The 15,762-nt window shown below is 37.5% G+C and carries 18 protein-coding genes; 3 read left to right on the forward strand and 15 right to left on the reverse strand.

Annotated elements, in window-relative coordinates; genetic code table 11:
* Nucleotides 1-20: 20 nt before the first annotated feature.
* A complete protein-coding gene (locus ACJRPK_RS16145; protein ID WP_148783225.1) occupies nt 21-371 on the reverse strand; it encodes a hypothetical protein in 351 nt (116 codons plus the stop codon).
* A 195-nt stretch (nt 372-566) separates the two neighbouring features.
* Complete coding sequence (locus ACJRPK_RS16150; protein ID WP_407141450.1) at nt 567-2,033, reverse strand: M28 family peptidase; 1,467 nt, start codon at nt 2,031-2,033, stop codon at nt 567-569.
* A gap of 189 nt (nt 2,034-2,222) precedes the next feature.
* Here ACJRPK_RS16150 and ACJRPK_RS16155 point away from each other — a divergent pair, with 189 nt between their 5' ends.
* Both ACJRPK_RS16155 and ACJRPK_RS16160 read left to right on the forward strand, forming a co-directional pair.
* Entirely contained in the window at nt 2,223-3,353 is a 1,131-nt protein-coding gene (locus ACJRPK_RS16155) for a vWA domain-containing protein (RefSeq protein ID WP_407141451.1), read from the forward strand.
* Between the two features lie 65 nt (nt 3,354-3,418).
* The gene (locus tag ACJRPK_RS16160) at nt 3,419-4,882 is read left to right on the forward strand and encodes a magnesium chelatase (RefSeq protein ID WP_407141565.1); all 1,464 of its coding nucleotides are present in this window, start codon (nt 3,419-3,421) and stop codon (nt 4,880-4,882) included.
* Between the two features lie 26 nt (nt 4,883-4,908).
* Here ACJRPK_RS16160 and ACJRPK_RS16165 read toward each other — a convergent pair whose 3' ends face one another.
* Genes ACJRPK_RS16165 through ACJRPK_RS16180 form a run of 4 tightly spaced genes read right to left on the reverse strand, consistent with a single transcriptional unit; the run spans nt 4,909 to nt 8,622 of the window.
* Complete coding sequence (locus ACJRPK_RS16165) at nt 4,909-5,736, reverse strand: DUF1853 family protein (protein WP_407141452.1); 828 nt, start codon at nt 5,734-5,736, stop codon at nt 4,909-4,911.
* A 3-nt stretch (nt 5,737-5,739) separates the two neighbouring features.
* Nucleotides 5,740-6,756, reverse strand: coding sequence for a pirin family protein (locus tag ACJRPK_RS16170; RefSeq protein WP_407141453.1), 1,017 nt, complete (start codon nt 6,754-6,756; stop codon nt 5,740-5,742).
* 4 nt (nt 6,757-6,760) lie between these two features.
* A complete protein-coding gene (locus tag ACJRPK_RS16175; protein WP_407141454.1) occupies nt 6,761-8,263 on the reverse strand; it encodes a S10 family peptidase in 1,503 nt (500 codons plus the stop codon).
* Nucleotides 8,264-8,277: 14 nt separating this feature from the next.
* Complete coding sequence (locus tag ACJRPK_RS16180; protein ID WP_407141455.1) at nt 8,278-8,622, reverse strand: 5-carboxymethyl-2-hydroxymuconate Delta-isomerase; 345 nt, start codon at nt 8,620-8,622, stop codon at nt 8,278-8,280.
* A 325-nt stretch (nt 8,623-8,947) separates the two neighbouring features.
* Between ACJRPK_RS16180 and ACJRPK_RS16185 the strand changes: the two genes are divergently transcribed.
* A complete protein-coding gene (locus ACJRPK_RS16185) occupies nt 8,948-9,142 on the forward strand; it encodes a hypothetical protein (protein WP_407141456.1) in 195 nt (64 codons plus the stop codon).
* Nucleotides 9,143-9,178: 36 nt separating this feature from the next.
* Here the strand turns inward: ACJRPK_RS16185 and ACJRPK_RS16190 are convergent, their stop codons facing one another.
* The 9 genes from ACJRPK_RS16190 to ACJRPK_RS16230 all read right to left on the reverse strand — a co-directional run bounded on the left by ACJRPK_RS16190 (nt 9,179) and on the right by ACJRPK_RS16230 (nt 15,720).
* Nucleotides 9,179-9,595, reverse strand: coding sequence for a response regulator (locus tag ACJRPK_RS16190; RefSeq protein WP_407141457.1), 417 nt, complete (start codon nt 9,593-9,595; stop codon nt 9,179-9,181).
* A 19-nt stretch (nt 9,596-9,614) separates the two neighbouring features.
* Nucleotides 9,615-11,042 carry a sensor histidine kinase gene (locus tag ACJRPK_RS16195; protein WP_407141458.1) on the reverse strand — a complete coding sequence of 476 codons (1,428 nt, stop codon included), beginning with the start codon at nt 11,040-11,042 and terminating at the stop codon, nt 9,615-9,617.
* On the reverse strand, nt 11,026-11,592 hold the full coding sequence (locus ACJRPK_RS16200) for a response regulator (RefSeq protein WP_407141459.1): 567 nt from the start codon (nt 11,590-11,592) through the stop codon (nt 11,026-11,028). The genes ACJRPK_RS16195 and ACJRPK_RS16200 overlap by 17 nt, the downstream gene beginning before the upstream one ends.
* 449 nt (nt 11,593-12,041) lie before the next feature.
* Nucleotides 12,042-12,773, reverse strand: coding sequence for an SIMPL domain-containing protein (locus ACJRPK_RS16205; protein WP_407141460.1), 732 nt, complete (start codon nt 12,771-12,773; stop codon nt 12,042-12,044).
* Between the two features lie 97 nt (nt 12,774-12,870).
* Nucleotides 12,871-13,659 (reverse strand): SDR family oxidoreductase, encoded by a 789-nt coding sequence (locus tag ACJRPK_RS16210; protein WP_407141566.1) that lies wholly within the window; start codon nt 13,657-13,659, stop codon nt 12,871-12,873.
* Between the two features lie 144 nt (nt 13,660-13,803).
* Complete coding sequence (locus ACJRPK_RS16215; protein WP_407141461.1) at nt 13,804-14,463, reverse strand: peroxiredoxin-like family protein; 660 nt, start codon at nt 14,461-14,463, stop codon at nt 13,804-13,806.
* A gap of 81 nt (nt 14,464-14,544) precedes the next feature.
* The gene (locus tag ACJRPK_RS16220; protein ID WP_407141462.1) at nt 14,545-14,913 is read right to left on the reverse strand and encodes a cupredoxin domain-containing protein; all 369 of its coding nucleotides are present in this window, start codon (nt 14,911-14,913) and stop codon (nt 14,545-14,547) included.
* Between the two features lie 25 nt (nt 14,914-14,938).
* Nucleotides 14,939-15,484 carry a carboxymuconolactone decarboxylase family protein gene (locus ACJRPK_RS16225; protein ID WP_407141463.1) on the reverse strand — a complete coding sequence of 182 codons (546 nt, stop codon included), beginning with the start codon at nt 15,482-15,484 and terminating at the stop codon, nt 14,939-14,941.
* A gap of 77 nt (nt 15,485-15,561) precedes the next feature.
* Nucleotides 15,562-15,720, reverse strand: a complete 159-nt coding sequence (locus ACJRPK_RS16230) for a hypothetical protein (RefSeq protein WP_407141464.1) — start codon at nt 15,718-15,720, stop codon at nt 15,562-15,564.
* Nucleotides 15,721-15,762: the final 42 nt, after the last annotated feature.

A 15,762-nucleotide genomic window follows, 5' to 3' on the forward strand; every position in this document is an offset into this window, starting at 1 on the left:
ACAGCGACCTACAAATTTTATTATTTTATAACATCGAGCAGTTTAAAATCTTTGTTTACTTTGATAGCGATCATTTTTCCGGTTTGAAGATTGAACATTTTCCATCGAAAACCGTAGGTAGTTTCAAAAATATCTGATCTGGCCATAGCCTTGAAGTCAATTCCATCAATATTGGCCATAACTTGGTTCACCATCATGTCAATGCCACGCTGTTGTACTTCTTCATCACTCAGCTTACGATCTCTCGGATTTTGAATGTGGTGAGTTAAAGGATAATCGCAGACACTATTGGATGCTGTATAGGCATCAGCATTTGTAAAAATGCTTGTTAATACAAGGAATAGGGTTGAGAGTAGTAGGCAATGTTTCATAACTAGTGTTAAATGTAATTGCTTACTAAGTTGCAAACAATTACGGTTGTAAATTTATAACCATATGTTGTAAGTGTTTAGTGCTTCAATTAAATCCCCAAAAGCACTGAGTTTTTTATAATAACGCTACTAAAATTAAAATGTTATACTTCTAAGGTACATTTTTAAATTGGACTAGTCAAATATTAGACCTATTTACTTATTATACAACGCAGTACCTGCTGAAAAATATTTGTCTCCCTCAACCCAAAAAGGAGTAGTAGGATTGTTAGCTATTTTACGAGATGCCAGTACATAGGATTGGAAAAATTTGAACAAATATTCGTAATCCAAAGTGTCAGGATTATCGGTTACCTGATGATAATACTTAGTTATTTCTTCGTCAAATGCAGTGAAACCCATGCTAAATGTTGGAGCAGGGATACCTTTGGCAGCAAAATGTACATTGTCAGAGCGATCAAACAAGCCTTGCTCGGGCGCAGGATCATCAATTGCTTTTAATCCAAATGCAGTTGCAGCATCTTTAATATCTTGTGCTGCAGTAGTACGTTCCAGTCCTATAATAGTTGCCAGCGTAGTATCATTGTATCCTCCATTGTCGCTATTGAAACAATATACCATTTGTTTAAGAGGCAACACAGGGTGCTCCACATACCATTGACTCCCTAACAATCCTTTTTCTTCACCCGTAAATAAGATGAATAGAGCAGATCGTTTCGTCGGATATTTTGCTATATTTTTAGCAGAAGCCAATACAGTCACACTACCTACCGCATTATCACGGGCGCCGTTATAAATAGAGTCATTATCAACAGCTTTGCCTATTCCCACATGATCATAATGTGCGGAGTAAATAATGTATTCATTTTTAAGTTTTGGATCGGTTCCTTCAACTATACCGACTACGTTTTGAGATTGAACAGTACTCTTGGTTATTCCTTCTATAGTAAATGTACCTTCTAAATTTTTAGCATCTTTAAAAAGTGTGTTTATTGTATTCGTAGCTATGCGCACCCAACTGTGTGCAAAGGGTTCTTCTTCATCGTCATCAATGGTTAGTTTATCTGTGTTTAAGTAGTGAGAAAGATTGTCCCAAACATTTTGATCGGTATCCATAATCTCGATCAAACCTTTGGCTCCCTTGGATTTGGCTAATGTTCTTTTCTTTTTAAGTAGGGCAAAAGCACTTCTCGGATCTGTTTTTTCTGGACTGCCCGCAATGGCAATAATAATTTTGCCATTAACGTCTTTTTTATCGTAATCTGTTTCTAAGCCGTGGTTTACAAAGACCATTTCGCCGGTATAGGCAATATTCTTTTTGGTAACGGGCAATAAATTAGACGAACTTACAGTGCCAATAGCAAAAGTTGTATTTGTCGGGGTGGATATTTTTGTCAATGCTACCGGTTGCATATAGCTATTGTTTAATTTGGGAGCTGTTGCAACACCATATCCTCTGAACATAGTAGCTAAATATTGAGCGGCAATTTTATTTTCTGCTGATCCTGTAGCACGACCCTTTAACTCATCAGAAGCTAAAAAATAAATATGACCTTCAATTTCACTTTGTGTAATAGTCTCCTTGACCGTTTCGATGTCAGATTGGGCATAAGAGGGAAGTGCTGAAAGAAAGAGAACAAGTAACAAAGAGATATACTTCATGGTGTGAAAGTTTTTTATAATAATTACGTCAAATAGCTCAAGCTATCGACTAGATCTTTCAAATATAAAAAATCTTTTAACAATTCTGGGGAATGGGAGTTTATGGTTGTAGGATTCAACAAATGTTAATTGACTATTAAGGTATCGCTATACGGTGCTATTGTTTTTAAATTGTAGTAAATTTATGTAATGAAGAAGACACAGGAAATATATAAAAAGGGCTTTTCTTTTCAACCTTATCAAGCGCCGGATCAATCTCCTTTTGATAAGCTTTTTGAAATTTTTCAGGAACTGATTACGCATACTTCAGGTGATCTGGATGAGGCTTTGGATTGGCTTAAGGAACTGGACAAAGAATATAATCTTACCACAGACGACTATACTCTGGATGATTTTGTAGAAGATCTGAAAAAAAAAGGGTACATACGAGAAGAAATTAAACCTGATGGTAAAGGAGGTATGGCTATTACTGCCAAAACTGAGCAAGCAATACGTAAAAGAGCATTAGATCAGATTTTCGGTAAGATAAAAAGAAGCGGATCAGGGAATCATGCTACAAAATATACAGGTAGAGGAGATGAGCACGCGGGAGAATTTAGAAACTATCAATATGGAGATGCGTTAGAACATATATCAATCACTGAAAGTCTTAAAAACGCACAGATTAACCATGGGATGGACGAACTGAAGTTGACTGAGGATGATCTTATCGTAAAAGAAACGCAATACAAAGCACAGATGAGTACTGTGTTAATGATTGATATTAGCCATAGTATGATTTTATATGGCGAAGATCGAATCACGCCGGCAAAGAAGGTGGCTATGGCACTTGCAGAATTAATTACCACGCGATATCCAAAAGACACCTTGGATATTCTTGTGTTTGGGAATGATGCCTGGCCTATTGCTATTAAAGACTTACCCTATTTGCAAGTAGGACCTTACCATACCAATACGGTTGCAGGGTTGGAATTGGCAATGGACATGCTACGTCGTAAGCGTAATACCAATAAACAAATATTTATGATTACCGATGGGAAACCAAGTTGCTTGAGATTGCCTGATGGACACTACTATAAAAATAGTAACGGATTGGATCGTCACATTGTAAACAAGTGCTATATGATGGCGCAGCAAGCTCGAAAACTTCATATTCCTATAACTACCTTTATGATTGCACAAGATCCGTATTTGATGCAATTTATTAGAGAGTTTACCTATGCAAATCAAGGAAAAGCATTCTTTACTGGATTGCAAGGGTTAGGCGAAATGATATTTGAAGATTACGAAAACAACCGAAAGAAAAGAATCCGCAGATAGTCTGCTAATTACTAAAACAAGAGCAAGAAACACATAATTAAAAGCATTACTACACTACATATATGATGAACATAGCGAACTTAACTACTTTAGGAGCTTTAAAAGCTGAAGGATATCAAAGTTTATCTATAAAAGATGAATTGCGAAAAAATTTAATCAAAAAATTACAAAACAAAGAAGAGACGTTTGAAGGTATCCACGGATATGAAAATACCGTAATCCCCGAATTGGAACGTGCAATTCTTTCCCGACATAATATTAATCTCTTGGGACTAAGAGGACAGGCCAAAACCAGATTAGCGCGTCAAATGATCAATCTTTTGGACGAGTATATTCCCGTAGTGGCGGGATCAGAGATTAATGATGATCCTTTCAATCCCATTTCGCGTTTTGCCACAACTTTAATCGAGGAGAAAGGGGATGAGACTCCGATTACCTGGCTACACAGAACTGACCGCTTTGCAGAAAAACTTGCAACGCCCGATGTGACAGTAGCCGATATCATTGGCGATGTGGATCCAATAAAGGCAGCAAATCTAAAACTGAGTTATGCAGATGATCGGGTAATACACTTTGGTATGATTCCGAGAGCGAATCGCTGTATTTTTGTGATTAATGAGTTGCCTGATTTACAGGCGCGTATACAAGTGGCCTTATTTAATATTTTACAAGAAGGAGATATCCAAATACGAGGGTTCAAATTACGATTACCATTGGATATGCAATTTGTATTTACCGCGAACCCTGAGGACTATACCAACAGAGGTAGTATTGTTACGCCATTAAAAGACAGGATAGGATCCCAAATACTTACGCATTATCCTGAAACAATTGCGATCGCAAAGACTATTACACAGCAAGAAGCTGGGTCAGACAAGAGACAAAAAGAATTAGTGCATGTGCCTGAATTAGCCAAAGATTTATTAGAACAGATAGGTTTTGAAGCGCGAGAAAGCGAGTATATTGATCCTAAGAGTGGAGTGAGTGCGCGTATGAGTATCACAGCCTACGAAAATTTACTAAGTACGGCAGAGTATCGTGCCTTAGGATCAGGTGATGAGCGCACCTTGTTACGAGTAAGTGATTTTATGGGAATTGTACCGGCCATTACAGGAAAAGTTGAGTTGGTATATGAAGGTGAACAGGAGGGAGCCGATGTCGTTGCGCAGACGTTAATATCTAATGCTATAAAAACGCTTTTTCCTGATTACTTTCCAAAAATTGAAAAATTAGAGAAAGAGGGTGAAGGGAGTCCTTATCAACAGCTGATAGATTGGTTTTTTGAAGAAAGTGGTTTTGAATTGCTAGACGATGTATCTGATCAAGAGTATAAAGCCAAACTCGATGCTGTTATACCTTTAAAGCAGTTGTTACAAAAATATCATCCTGATGTAGCTCAAAATGATAGTTATTTTCTAAAAGAATTTCTATTGTGGGGGCTGGTTGAATATAAAAAATTAAGTAAATATCGTCTTTCTGAAGGGTTTAGATTCAAAGATGTATACGGCGGTTATATCAGTGGATTATAAAGAATCAAGTAGTCTTTCTTATATAATTACCACCAGGTTATAAAAATTTTCTGATACTGATCCTCTTTGGTTTTTATCCAAACCATAGGGGATTTTTTTTGCTCACAAGCCTGCTCAATTTGAGATAAAATTTCTACGAAAGAAATCCAGGTTGTTCCATGAGCGGGATTAATGATCCACTCTTTTTTCAGCGGAAGATGATATACTGCATCTTGATCAAACTGGTTTTTAAAATCATGAAACGAGGTCCAAAATCCTGCAATTGGTGGTTTTCTTTCTTCAAAAATGGCTGAAGCTTTCATATGCAGCGGTAGATATAGTTGTGTGAGAAAACATACACGCTGTTCAAAATTCTGGGAACTCAAATTTAGGGATGCCAAAATTTTTTCAGTTTCTTCGTTATATAGAAGGGGCAATTGCTTTTTGAGTAATTTATTAGACTTTAGATCGTAACTATCTTTACGATTTGGACCGATCCACCCGGTTTCATGTGATGCTGCGATCGTAGGATCATAAATGTAAAATTTATAGACCAATTCGATATGCAAAAAGGATTGTGTTGCTATATTTTTAACTAAGAAATCTAATTCGCCAATGGTTTGTTTTTCTTTAAAAACCTGGATACCGCTTCGTAGTAATTCAAAGGCTGAATGCGTTTTGATGTAGTATTCAAAAAAGTGTTCAACACGTTTGCCCAGTACTTCATTTGGATGTATATGAATATGTTTTTTTAACGCTTCTTCAGAGGGTAGTACATCTTGCTGTACAATGAATGGATCAAATGTATTGGGTATATACTCCAACAAACTTGGGGTGTTCAAAAAACCTGAATACTGTGATTGTAAGTCTGTCAACACCTAAGATTCTTTTTCAGTTAAATTTCCGTCAGGATATAGCGCAAAGCGTCCTTTTTCGGCTGCATGTACATGATCATATTTTGGCCAGGGCCACCCACCAAAATCAGTTTTTTGATAGGTTGTGATGGCTTCAGAAATTTCAGCTCGGGTATTCATTACAAAAGGTCCTTGTTGCACGACCGGCTCGTTGATTGGATTGCCTTGCAGAAGTAAAAAATGACTTTCGATAGCTCCGTTAACTAAGGTGAGCGGAACGGAAGGATTGGTTATGATACGATGTCCTGCCGGAATGGTAAATCCTTCTGTCACTAGTTCGCCTCCTTTAAAGAAATACAACGATTGCGAAGTTGACTGACTCGTGGTGGGTAAGGTGAACGTTGCACCGGGTTCCATGACTACCGTCCAAATCGCAACATTATTGTTGGGGTCTGAAGCCCAGGAATCAGGCGCGCTATCAGGTGCTGTTACACCGTTCAGTGTTCCTGCTATTAAAGTTACCGTAGTTTTAAGTCCGTTAGTATCTTGTTTGGTAACTATCGGAATATCTTCATGCCATAACATTTTAAAATGTGGCGCAACAAATTTGGATTTTTTCGGGAGGTTCAGCCAAATCTGAAAAAGTAAAAAAGGATTTTTATCGTTTTTATTAAGAAGAGGAAACATTTCTGAATGCTGTACACCACTCCCTGCGGTCATCCACTGTACATCTCCATTACCGAACCTGCCCGCAGCACCTAATGAATCTGAATGATCCACTAAACCTTTTTGCACGATGGTCACCGTCTCAAAACCCCGATGTGGATGCGCAGGAAAACCAGGTACGCTAGTACCGTGATACATTCTGAATCCGTCCTTTTCTATAAAATCCTGCCCAAGATTTCTTCCTTGCAAAGATGCATCCGGCCCCAATTGATCGTTACCTGCAGGATATAAATCTTCGTGATAAGCACAAAAGAGAAAGGGATCACTTGTTTCCCAAGGGAATCCAAGGGGTTTTATTTTTTGAATGGCATCCATATATTTAATATTTTGAACCGGACTGTATCTTTTTTGAAGACTTTATAATAAAGTCTCGTATGTCTTGATTTGCCTTAATGAGATCTTCGTTACGCAAATACATCATATGACCGCTGCGATACCCTTTGAAATCTAAGCGTTTGCCAAGCTTGCGGTTTGCATTGAGCTGCCACATCACATATTTCGCATTAAAATAAGTGGTAGCACCATCAAAATATCCCGATTGAATCATGGTGTGCAAATTTGGATTCATAGTCATAGCGCTACGCAGGGCTTCGCCGGAATTATTATTACTGCGATCCCAAGGATGAACCGGTCCAAACATATTATACTTCAAGTCTGTTTTAAATTTCAGTTCTTCTCCGATATAGTAGTTGATGGCAGGGGTAAAGGCATGTAGCCAGGCCGTGAGCTCACTATTGTAATCAGGTCGCTCTCCAGCTTCTTTTACATCCATACCTTTATAACGCGAATCCAAACGTCCTACGGTATAGCCATGACTAGTGCGTAATAATTCTTTCCAGAAAAATGCTTTGGGTACTTCTAGATTATGTTGGTCGATCACAGTTTTGGATATTCCTGAGTAATACGCCATGGAGTCAATGATGAACTTGCGATCTTTCTCAGATAAAGTACCTCCTTTTACCAGAGCAGGGATTAATGTATGGATAGTATACTGTTCGGCTTTGGGCAGCACTTCTAAGAGATCCTTTTGTTGCAAGGCAGGTGGTAGTTTTTTATGATACCAGGCTGCTGCTGTATAATAAGGCAAGCGGTTGGCTACTTCTATCGGGCCATCAAATTCGAAACCAATTTCGGTAGGGGAAACCAGAATGACTCCATTGAGATACATCCATTGTTTTTGTTGTAGCGCCAATGCTAATCCGGATACTCTCGTAGTTCCATAGCTTTCACCAATCAAATATTTTGGAGAACGCCATCTGTTGTTTCTGGTTACAAAGGTATTTACCCACTCTGACAGGTATTCGATATCTGCATTTACCCCAAAAAAGAATTTTTTCTCCGGCATCTTGCCATCTTTGTCCGGAATCATTCGGGAGTAGCCTGTATTCACCGGGTTTACGAAGACAATATCGGCAACATCTAATACCGAATTCGGATTGTCCTTGATTCCATAGGGTTGAATGGGAAAACCTTCGGAATCAATTTTTAAAATTCTGGGACCGGTATAAGCAATGTGCATCCATACCGAGGCTGATCCCGGGCCACCGTTAAACGAAATTAATAAAGGCCTGTTCTCATCGTTCTTTATATCACTACGTTTATAATAGGTGTAGAAAAGGGAAGCAATGGGATTTCCTTGGTCATTCCACACGGGTTGAAAACCTGTGGTTGCGGTGTAAGGAATAGATTTTCCTTTAATTTGAACTGTATGACTGGTGTTAACTAAGGTATCTAATGGAACGCTCACCTGCTGACTATGAGCAAAAGCAATACTACAAAATATACCGAGGTGTATACAAAAATGGCGTAATGTGAAATTCATATGAAAACGATGCTTTATAATTGAGATTTATTAAGATAGGTAGCTTTTTCAAAGTCCATAATATTTATAGACAGTATAGGAACCTCGGGAAATATTGACTGTAAAGTTTGCACTACACTCTTGGATAATTTTTTCTTTTGCTCTTGGGTTCTACCTTCCATGATATAAGCAAAAACATGGATAAAATCATTGGTTGTGTTGCCAACGGTATAATCATCAAAGCTTCGTATACGCACTTTTATATCACCCGGAGTAAAAAGTTGCGTCGCTTCTGCAGTGTCATATACAGCTTGAATGATCTGTTGAGGTTCTTTGAGTTTTACGATGTTCGAGGAGCATTCAATTACAAAGTGTGGCATGATGGGATCGTATATTTATAGTAAGTGTTAATTTAAATGATCAGTTAAAAATACGAAGTATCTATGGAATAGCATTAGTAAATTATGGTTTGCTGTATGAAAGGTTTGGATGCAATTCGTGTGGAGAAGTATGTAAGGTATTTAACTCCTTGATTCTATTAAAATATATGTGAAAGTATCTTGACTGTGCCGTTTAAAATTGCTTGGTACGTTACTGATGAGGTATGCAATATCAAGATTACATTTATGATGTATGCAAAGAGAGTGATTTGTATGAAGTTAAGATATTTAGGTATCTTGAGGGTTCAACCAACACAAAGAAGATATGGTAAAAACAATCTTACTTATCGCAGGCGTTATCTTATTAGGCTACGGAATATACACTGTAATTACTCCCGAAGCATCCGTATCTATAGGAGGATTTAGCATAGAGGCACAGGACAATACCAATGCGTATATCAGTATTGGTTTAGGGATTCTAGCGTTACTTGCCAGCGTGATCGTAAGTAAAAAGGCGTAAACAACGCCTTTTTACTAATTGATTGGTTACTTTATATTAAAAGCGTTCTGGGAAATGTTTCTCTAACACTTTCATCAACACTTCGGATGTTAAGGGTTTGTTTTCAAAATGGTCGATAATACCGTTTTCTTGAGCACGTGCGCGATCATCCGGACTAGAAGAGGTAGTAAGCATGGTAACCACAATTCCTGCTTTAAATTCTTCGTCAAGTTTGTCATATTCTTCCAGAAACTCCCATCCGTTCATTCCCGGCATGTTAATATCTAAGAATATTAAATCCGGATTAGGATATTGATCCTCTTCTAAGGTGGTTAAATATTCTAAAGCACTTTCGCCGGAAAGCTTAGCGACAATAGATTTAGTGACATTACATTTTTTAATCACGCGTTTATGTACGAAGTTGTCTGCTTCAGAATCGTCTATAAGTAGTATTTTATTTAACTGTTCTTTCATGTCTTGGAGGTTGTTTAATTTAGGGTTGTAAATCTTTTTTGAAAGTAAATCTAAAAACGGAGCCTATTCCCAGCTCAGACTCGGCTTTGATTGTACCTTCGTGGAGTTCAACTATCTTTTTACAAAAAGAGAGTCCGATACCCTTACCTTCATATTGTGAGGTACTGTGGAGGCGGGTAAACATTTCGAATATTTTATTGATATGCGCCGGTTTGATGCCGATACCGTTATCATGTATTTCGAAGATATGATACATTTGATCTTCGGTATACTTAATTTCAATAGTTGGTTGTCTATCCTTGGGAATAAACTTAATTGCATTGGAGATTAAATTAGAAAATAATTGCTTAATTTCTATCTCATACCCATTTACCGTTGGAAGTTTAGGTAGTTTGAGCTGTGCATCACTAGCGTCCAGCAAACTAGTATAATCAATGACAATATCGTTGAGAATTATATTGAGATCCACCGCCTCTATTTTGCCGGACCGACCGATTCTACTATAGTTTAACAGCCCTGTAATTAAGTTTTTCATACGCTCTGTAGCGCCGTAGATGAAGTTAAAGTATCCAGAAGCTTCTTCATCCAGCTTGTCCCCATAATCTTCTTCAAAAATCGTAATAAAATTATCTACGGTTCGCAAGGGCTCTTGCAAATCATGAGATGCGATATAGGCGAATTGATTGAGTTCCTTATTTTTATCTTGTAGACGATCAATGAGTGTTTTATTAATTGCGACTTGCACTTCTCTTAATCGTATCTCTTCATTTTTTGCATCGACACTTTGTTTCAGGGATTCATTGTTGTTCTTTAATTTTTCAATCAACGGACGTAGTTGATTGCGAATACGTAGCAGGTTTAAAATCATATAGCCCAAACATGCAATAAGCAAGGCGATCGCTAAATAATAAGTGTATTGTTGCGTTTGTTTACGTTCTTCAAAGAGGGTGTCCTGATCTTTTAGGATATTTTGAATTACGGTATTGATTTCTCGCATCAAATATTGACCACGATCTGTATTTACAATATTGAGCGCAGTATCATCATTACCTGCTTTTTGAGCATCGATGGTCCGCTCAAGAATATCCAGTTTTAGATACAGCAGCGAATCTAATTTCTTAATGTTGGCTTGTTGTGCCGGATTGTAAGCAGTTTCGGCTTTGAGTTCTTCAATTTGGTCATCCAGTTGATTCGTAGCTTTATTATACGGATTATTATAGGAGGTTTCGTTGGTTAATAAATATCCCCGTTGTCCTCTTTCAGCATCTTTAATAAAAGAATGTAAACGTTCAGTTTTATGTTTTACGTCTACGGTATGTACTAACCAATTTTGAGAATTTTTAATAGCAGCTACCAGAAAAAATATTCCTGCAACGATTAGAATTAAGATAAATAAACTGACATAAATTGATTTAAGAATAGAAACACCATCATTGTTTTGATCCATAGTTTGGGAATAGTCTTAAAATTGATTTTTGCATGGTTTTTAATATGGTATCCTCGTCTGCATCCTCACGACTACTATCAAACTCTCTTAAAAAAGACGCGACTTCATCCAGGGCAGCATCTTTCTTACGTTGATAATCTAATTTTTTCAATTGTTCTTGCTTTTCTATATATAGCTTTTCTAACACCGGACGTAGCTTCTCGGGGAGTTCATTGATAGGGTCTTTTAGAAAAAAACCAGAGGCACCTTCCATTAACAATTGCGCAACCTTTTCATCATTATTCAAACTGCCTGAAATGATCAAAATGATAAGATTCGGATCATGATCCTTGACCATTCGTATGACATCAAAACCATTAAAACCGCTAAGGCTAAAATCACTGATGATAAAGTCGGGCATATATTTCTTTAATGCATTGGTTAATGCCAATTCACTATCGGCAAATCTTATTTCTGCATTATCACATAGCTTGTTAAGTTGTCTCTGAATTAAAAAAGAATCAGAAACCAAATCTTCTACTACCAAAAATTTTAATGAACTAGGTAACATAGTTAAATGGATAAGTGAACAACAAAAGTAGAAAAAATACTATAGATAGGCCCCCTGAAAGCCTAGGTGTAAGCACTGGTTTGGCTTAGGTACACTGAGAGTCAATGTAAAAGGGTGTATTAAACATTTGTTAAAGTACTTTAAACTATCAAATACAGCGTATTCAATTGTATCGAATGCTAAAATATAAGACCAAAAATAGCCAGAATTATACATAACAGCGCAACCACAATTGTAGCGTAGAGTAGCTTAGAATGAGTTCTTGTTTTAAGCATGGCATTAAGAGTTATTTGTGTGTATTACAAATCTACTCTTAAAAATTAAGGTATAATGTTAAAACTCTTAACGTTATTACGTAATTCTTTAGCAGTTTGCACTTATTTACGTAAGATAAACAACTGCAGACTTGTTATTTACTAGGATAATCGATTGATTATAGATGATTTGAATTAGTCAACATCATATACAAGCTTCATCGTGATGGATGCAGTTTTTTCTTTATCAGCCGTATTAAAAGTACCTCCCCATGAATACGCTTCGGTAGAGTTTTGACCTGTTATCTGAAAAACTCCCATTCGTGCTGATTTCAACTGACCTAAACTGCTACCGGAGTTCTCTGCGATTTTTTCTGCACGTAGTCGGGCATCTTCTGTTGCTTTTGAGATCATTTCAATTTTAAGATCTGCGAGTTGTGTGTAGTAGTATCTGGGAGCTTCAGAATATAACTGAACGCCTTGATTAAGTAATTCGGTTACTTCACGCGAAACGAGTTCGATTTTAGCAACCTCCTTGGATTTGATTTCGATAGCTTGTGAAAGGTGATATCCATCAAATTCTTCCCCGATATAATTTCCGTTAGCGGCGTATTTTGTACGTGTTTTGCGTGTTGTTTTCACAGCACTAAAGACTAAGTCATCTTTACTTACTCCTTTCGATATTAAATACTCCTGAATGGTTTTTTTGTCCGAATCCAGCGTCAGGTAGGCTTGTTTTAAATCTATGTTTTGTGCTTCAAACCGTCCTTCCCAAACAATAAGATCGGAGCTAAAATTAGCTTTTCCTAATCCGGTTACTAATACTTCTCCATCTTTATTATTTCTGTCGACATAGGCTTTTCCCAAAACCAATGCTGCAACGACGATGGCAGCGGCAAAAATAATAGCGGTAACTTGCTTTTTCATTGACTCCTGTTTTATAACGAATCACAAGGTACTTATATTTTTGCTCGCATTTACCAAGGGACTCATATTATAAGGTGTGCAATGCCTTCCATGAACTTTAGGATTTACCTGTAGGCTTCAGTAAGAGTTCGTTGACGTTAACACTATCGGGTTGTTGTACTGCGTACACGACAGCTTCGGCAATTGCGGTGGCATCCATTTTTGGCTCATCTCCGCCGTAATCCTTATCTTCTAACAGCTCCTGATCGGTGATGTCCTCTCGCAGGTCTGTATCCACCGTTCCCGGTTCGATGGCAGTAATCCGGATATTGAATTCGGGAGATAATTCCATACGTAAAGCTCTCGACAATGCAATCAACGCTGCTTTTGAAGCTCCATACACTGCACCTCCTTCATACAATTCTTTACCATCTACCGAGGCAATATTGATAATATGCCCTTTGTTTTGCTTTTTCATTGATGGAAGCACTTCGTAGATACATCGCAGCACGCCTTTGACATTCACATCAATCGTATCAAGCCACTCGTCCAGATGCCTGTTCTTTATATACGTTAAGGGCATGATACCTGCAGAATTGACTAAGATATCAATATGGTCGTAGGTCTTGTAAATTTCTTTAAAAGCTTGAGAAACGCTATCGGTACTGCTTACGTCCATCGTAACGACACTACTTTTATGGGGTAAGCTTTTGCTTATCTCTTTTAGGGTTTCGGTACTTCGGCTGGCTAAAACTACAGTACATTCTTGTTGCGATAATTCTTTTGCAATAGCTTTGCCAATACCGCTACTGGCGCCTGTGACTACCGCAATTTTATTCTTAAGATTCATATTGTTTTTACTTAAAAATACAACTATTACAGAGGTCCATAATACGAATGTTTTCAGTTTATCATTAGATTAACGTAGTCGCGTTGAATTTTAAGATTTGCTAACAATTATGTGGATATATAGGATGTTGTTTCTACACCTGAGCTCAAAGAATTGAAACCTCAAGAACGATAAAGCCTTTCATTACTTGCAAACAATAATCTACGATTTTAAGGCTTTTAATGCATCGAGTATTTCAGAAGGTTCTGCTCTGTTTCTATATTCGGCATCCAAAAAAGCGTAGGTGATCTTACCGTAAGGAGCAATGACATAGGTTGCCGCTAAGGGTAACTCATTACTTGCGTCCCCATTGAAACCATGTAAATCAAAACCTCTTTGATAGCTCTCTGCCAGTTCGGGAATCAACTCGAAAATAATTCCGTAGGCACGTCCTATGGTATTCCCTACATCACTGAGTACTTCAAAACTTAATTGATGCTTTTCTGTTGTGGACATTGATTTATCGGGTATTTCGGGAGTTAAGGCAATTAAACTTGCGCCTTCCGCTTTAAAATCAGGTAGTGCTTGCTGTAACGCTCGTAAGGTCATATTACAATAAGGACACCATCCGCCACGATACCAAGTGAGTACGACCGGACCTTTTTGTAAATACTCTGAAAGTGTAACCGATGTCCCAACTGCATTGTTAAGCGTAAAATCAGGTGCCTGATCTCCCACTTTTTTTGCATTTTGGTAGATAGCGCTCTTTTCTACAGCTTCAATACCTTCGCTATATAAGGATTTGACATCTTCGGAAGCTTTAGCGTTAAAGGATGCTTTGGTAGCATCTAATTGTTCTTGTAATGAGGAAGTCTCTTTCATAATTTAGATTTTTTTGTGATAGCAAACTATAACGCACTAACTTATTTTTTGAAAGTTAGTGCGTATCTATATTTCTTAAATTTATTTTACAATAAGAGTATACTCCGGTGTTGGATTAAGCGGGCAAAAGTATACATATTCACCTTTACGCAACGTTACTTCTTTTGAGGTAGAGGTTTCTCCGTCGACAATGGTTTTTTGAACATATGCGTTTTGAATATGATTTGCCTGATCTGTTTTACCTTTTGGTGCAAGGACAAAACCTAGTGCATGATCTACCCCTTGATTAGAAACTTCAAAAACATAAGTACCTTCGTTTAGGGTGAGTGTTTTTGTTTCAAATTCACCTTCAGTTTGTACGAGCTTGATGGTTTTTACTTCTTGCGCAAGTGCTTGTCCGCTAACCAATGTTACTACTAAAAATAAGACTGCTGTTACTAAATTTCTCATGATGTTTAATTTGAATTGTTATGGATTAAAGTTGTTTTTCTAAAGCCGGTGCCAAAGGAAAATCCACGGCAAAATCGGTTAGATTATGTATGTAGTTACTGATTATTTTATCACCTACGACAAAGATGACATCGATGAGATTCGCTTCGGTATATCCTGCGGCGAAAAAGGCTTCTTTGGATGCTTCTGTTGCTTTACCACGGTTTTCTACCACTGAAGCTGTGAACTTTACTAAGGCATCTAGTTTTGAGTCAAACGAAGCAGCACCTTGTCTGAGTTCCAAAATCTGGTCCTCGTTAAATCCGTTAAGTTTACCTAGTGCGGTGTGAGCCGATTGGCAATAGCGACATTCATTTATTTGACTCGTTACCAAATTGATAACCTCACGTTCTTTTGCTTTTAGCGTAGACTTACGATTTTGCAGTGCCAAGTAGTCCCCGAGAGCGGTTTCATTTTTAGCATAATAAGCGTAGAGGTTAGGGACAAAGCCCAATCCTTTTTCCAAGTTGGTAAAAATCGCCTGATTCGTTTCGGATACTTGTTCTTTTGTGGGTATTGAAAATGTTTTCATGTTATGTTATTTTAAAATTAGTAATGTTTAGAAAATGAGAAATAGTACAGATTCCTGATAATATGATCGGGGGATGTCTAAATAAACATTCCGCTTTTTGTACAGTAATAATCGGCAACATGTTGTTGATCACAGTACTTTAAATCAAGTATTGGTAAGGGTTGTTGCTTTTCTCTCTTTGATAAGAAGACTTCGGTTTTAATTACAACCGAATCTATAGTGGTTTTGATATTCATACGTTCTGTTCTTTTATATTATGAGTACAAAGATCTTCTAAA

Origin of the sequence: Aquimarina sp. 2-A2, assembly GCF_045505135.1 — a bacterium.
Taxonomy (GTDB): domain Bacteria; phylum Bacteroidota; class Bacteroidia; order Flavobacteriales; family Flavobacteriaceae; genus Aquimarina; species Aquimarina intermedia.

Excerpts from the sequence above, each read along its gene's own strand:
- ACJRPK_RS16145 (WP_148783225.1), bottom strand. The coding sequence starts at position 371 with ATGAAACATTGCCTACTACTCTCAACCCTATTCCTTGTATTAACAAGC.
- ACJRPK_RS16150 (WP_407141450.1), bottom strand. The coding sequence starts at position 2,033 with ATGAAGTATATCTCTTTGTTACTTGTTCTCTTTCTTTCAGCACTTCCC.
- ACJRPK_RS16155 (WP_407141451.1), top strand. The coding sequence starts at position 2,223 with ATGAAGAAGACACAGGAAATATATAAAAAGGGCTTTTCTTTTCAACCT.
- ACJRPK_RS16160 (WP_407141565.1), top strand. The coding sequence starts at position 3,419 with ATGAACATAGCGAACTTAACTACTTTAGGAGCTTTAAAAGCTGAAGGA.
- ACJRPK_RS16170 (WP_407141453.1), bottom strand. The coding sequence starts at position 6,756 with ATGGATGCCATTCAAAAAATAAAACCCCTTGGATTCCCTTGGGAAACA.
- ACJRPK_RS16175 (WP_407141454.1), bottom strand. The coding sequence starts at position 8,263 with ATGAATTTCACATTACGCCATTTTTGTATACACCTCGGTATATTTTGT.
- ACJRPK_RS16180 (WP_407141455.1), bottom strand. The coding sequence starts at position 8,622 with ATGCCACACTTTGTAATTGAATGCTCCTCGAACATCGTAAAACTCAAA.
- ACJRPK_RS16185 (WP_407141456.1), top strand. The coding sequence starts at position 8,948 with ATGGTAAAAACAATCTTACTTATCGCAGGCGTTATCTTATTAGGCTAC.
- ACJRPK_RS16190 (WP_407141457.1), bottom strand. The coding sequence starts at position 9,595 with ATGAAAGAACAGTTAAATAAAATACTACTTATAGACGATTCTGAAGCA.
- ACJRPK_RS16195 (WP_407141458.1), bottom strand. The coding sequence starts at position 11,042 with ATGGATCAAAACAATGATGGTGTTTCTATTCTTAAATCAATTTATGTC.
- ACJRPK_RS16200 (WP_407141459.1), bottom strand. The coding sequence starts at position 11,592 with ATGTTACCTAGTTCATTAAAATTTTTGGTAGTAGAAGATTTGGTTTCT.
- ACJRPK_RS16205 (WP_407141460.1), bottom strand. The coding sequence starts at position 12,773 with ATGAAAAAGCAAGTTACCGCTATTATTTTTGCCGCTGCCATCGTCGTT.
- ACJRPK_RS16215 (WP_407141461.1), bottom strand. The coding sequence starts at position 14,463 with ATGAAAGAGACTTCCTCATTACAAGAACAATTAGATGCTACCAAAGCA.
- ACJRPK_RS16220 (WP_407141462.1), bottom strand. The coding sequence starts at position 14,913 with ATGAGAAATTTAGTAACAGCAGTCTTATTTTTAGTAGTAACATTGGTT.
- ACJRPK_RS16225 (WP_407141463.1), bottom strand. The coding sequence starts at position 15,484 with ATGAAAACATTTTCAATACCCACAAAAGAACAAGTATCCGAAACGAAT.
- ACJRPK_RS16230 (WP_407141464.1), bottom strand. The coding sequence starts at position 15,720 with ATGAATATCAAAACCACTATAGATTCGGTTGTAATTAAAACCGAAGTC.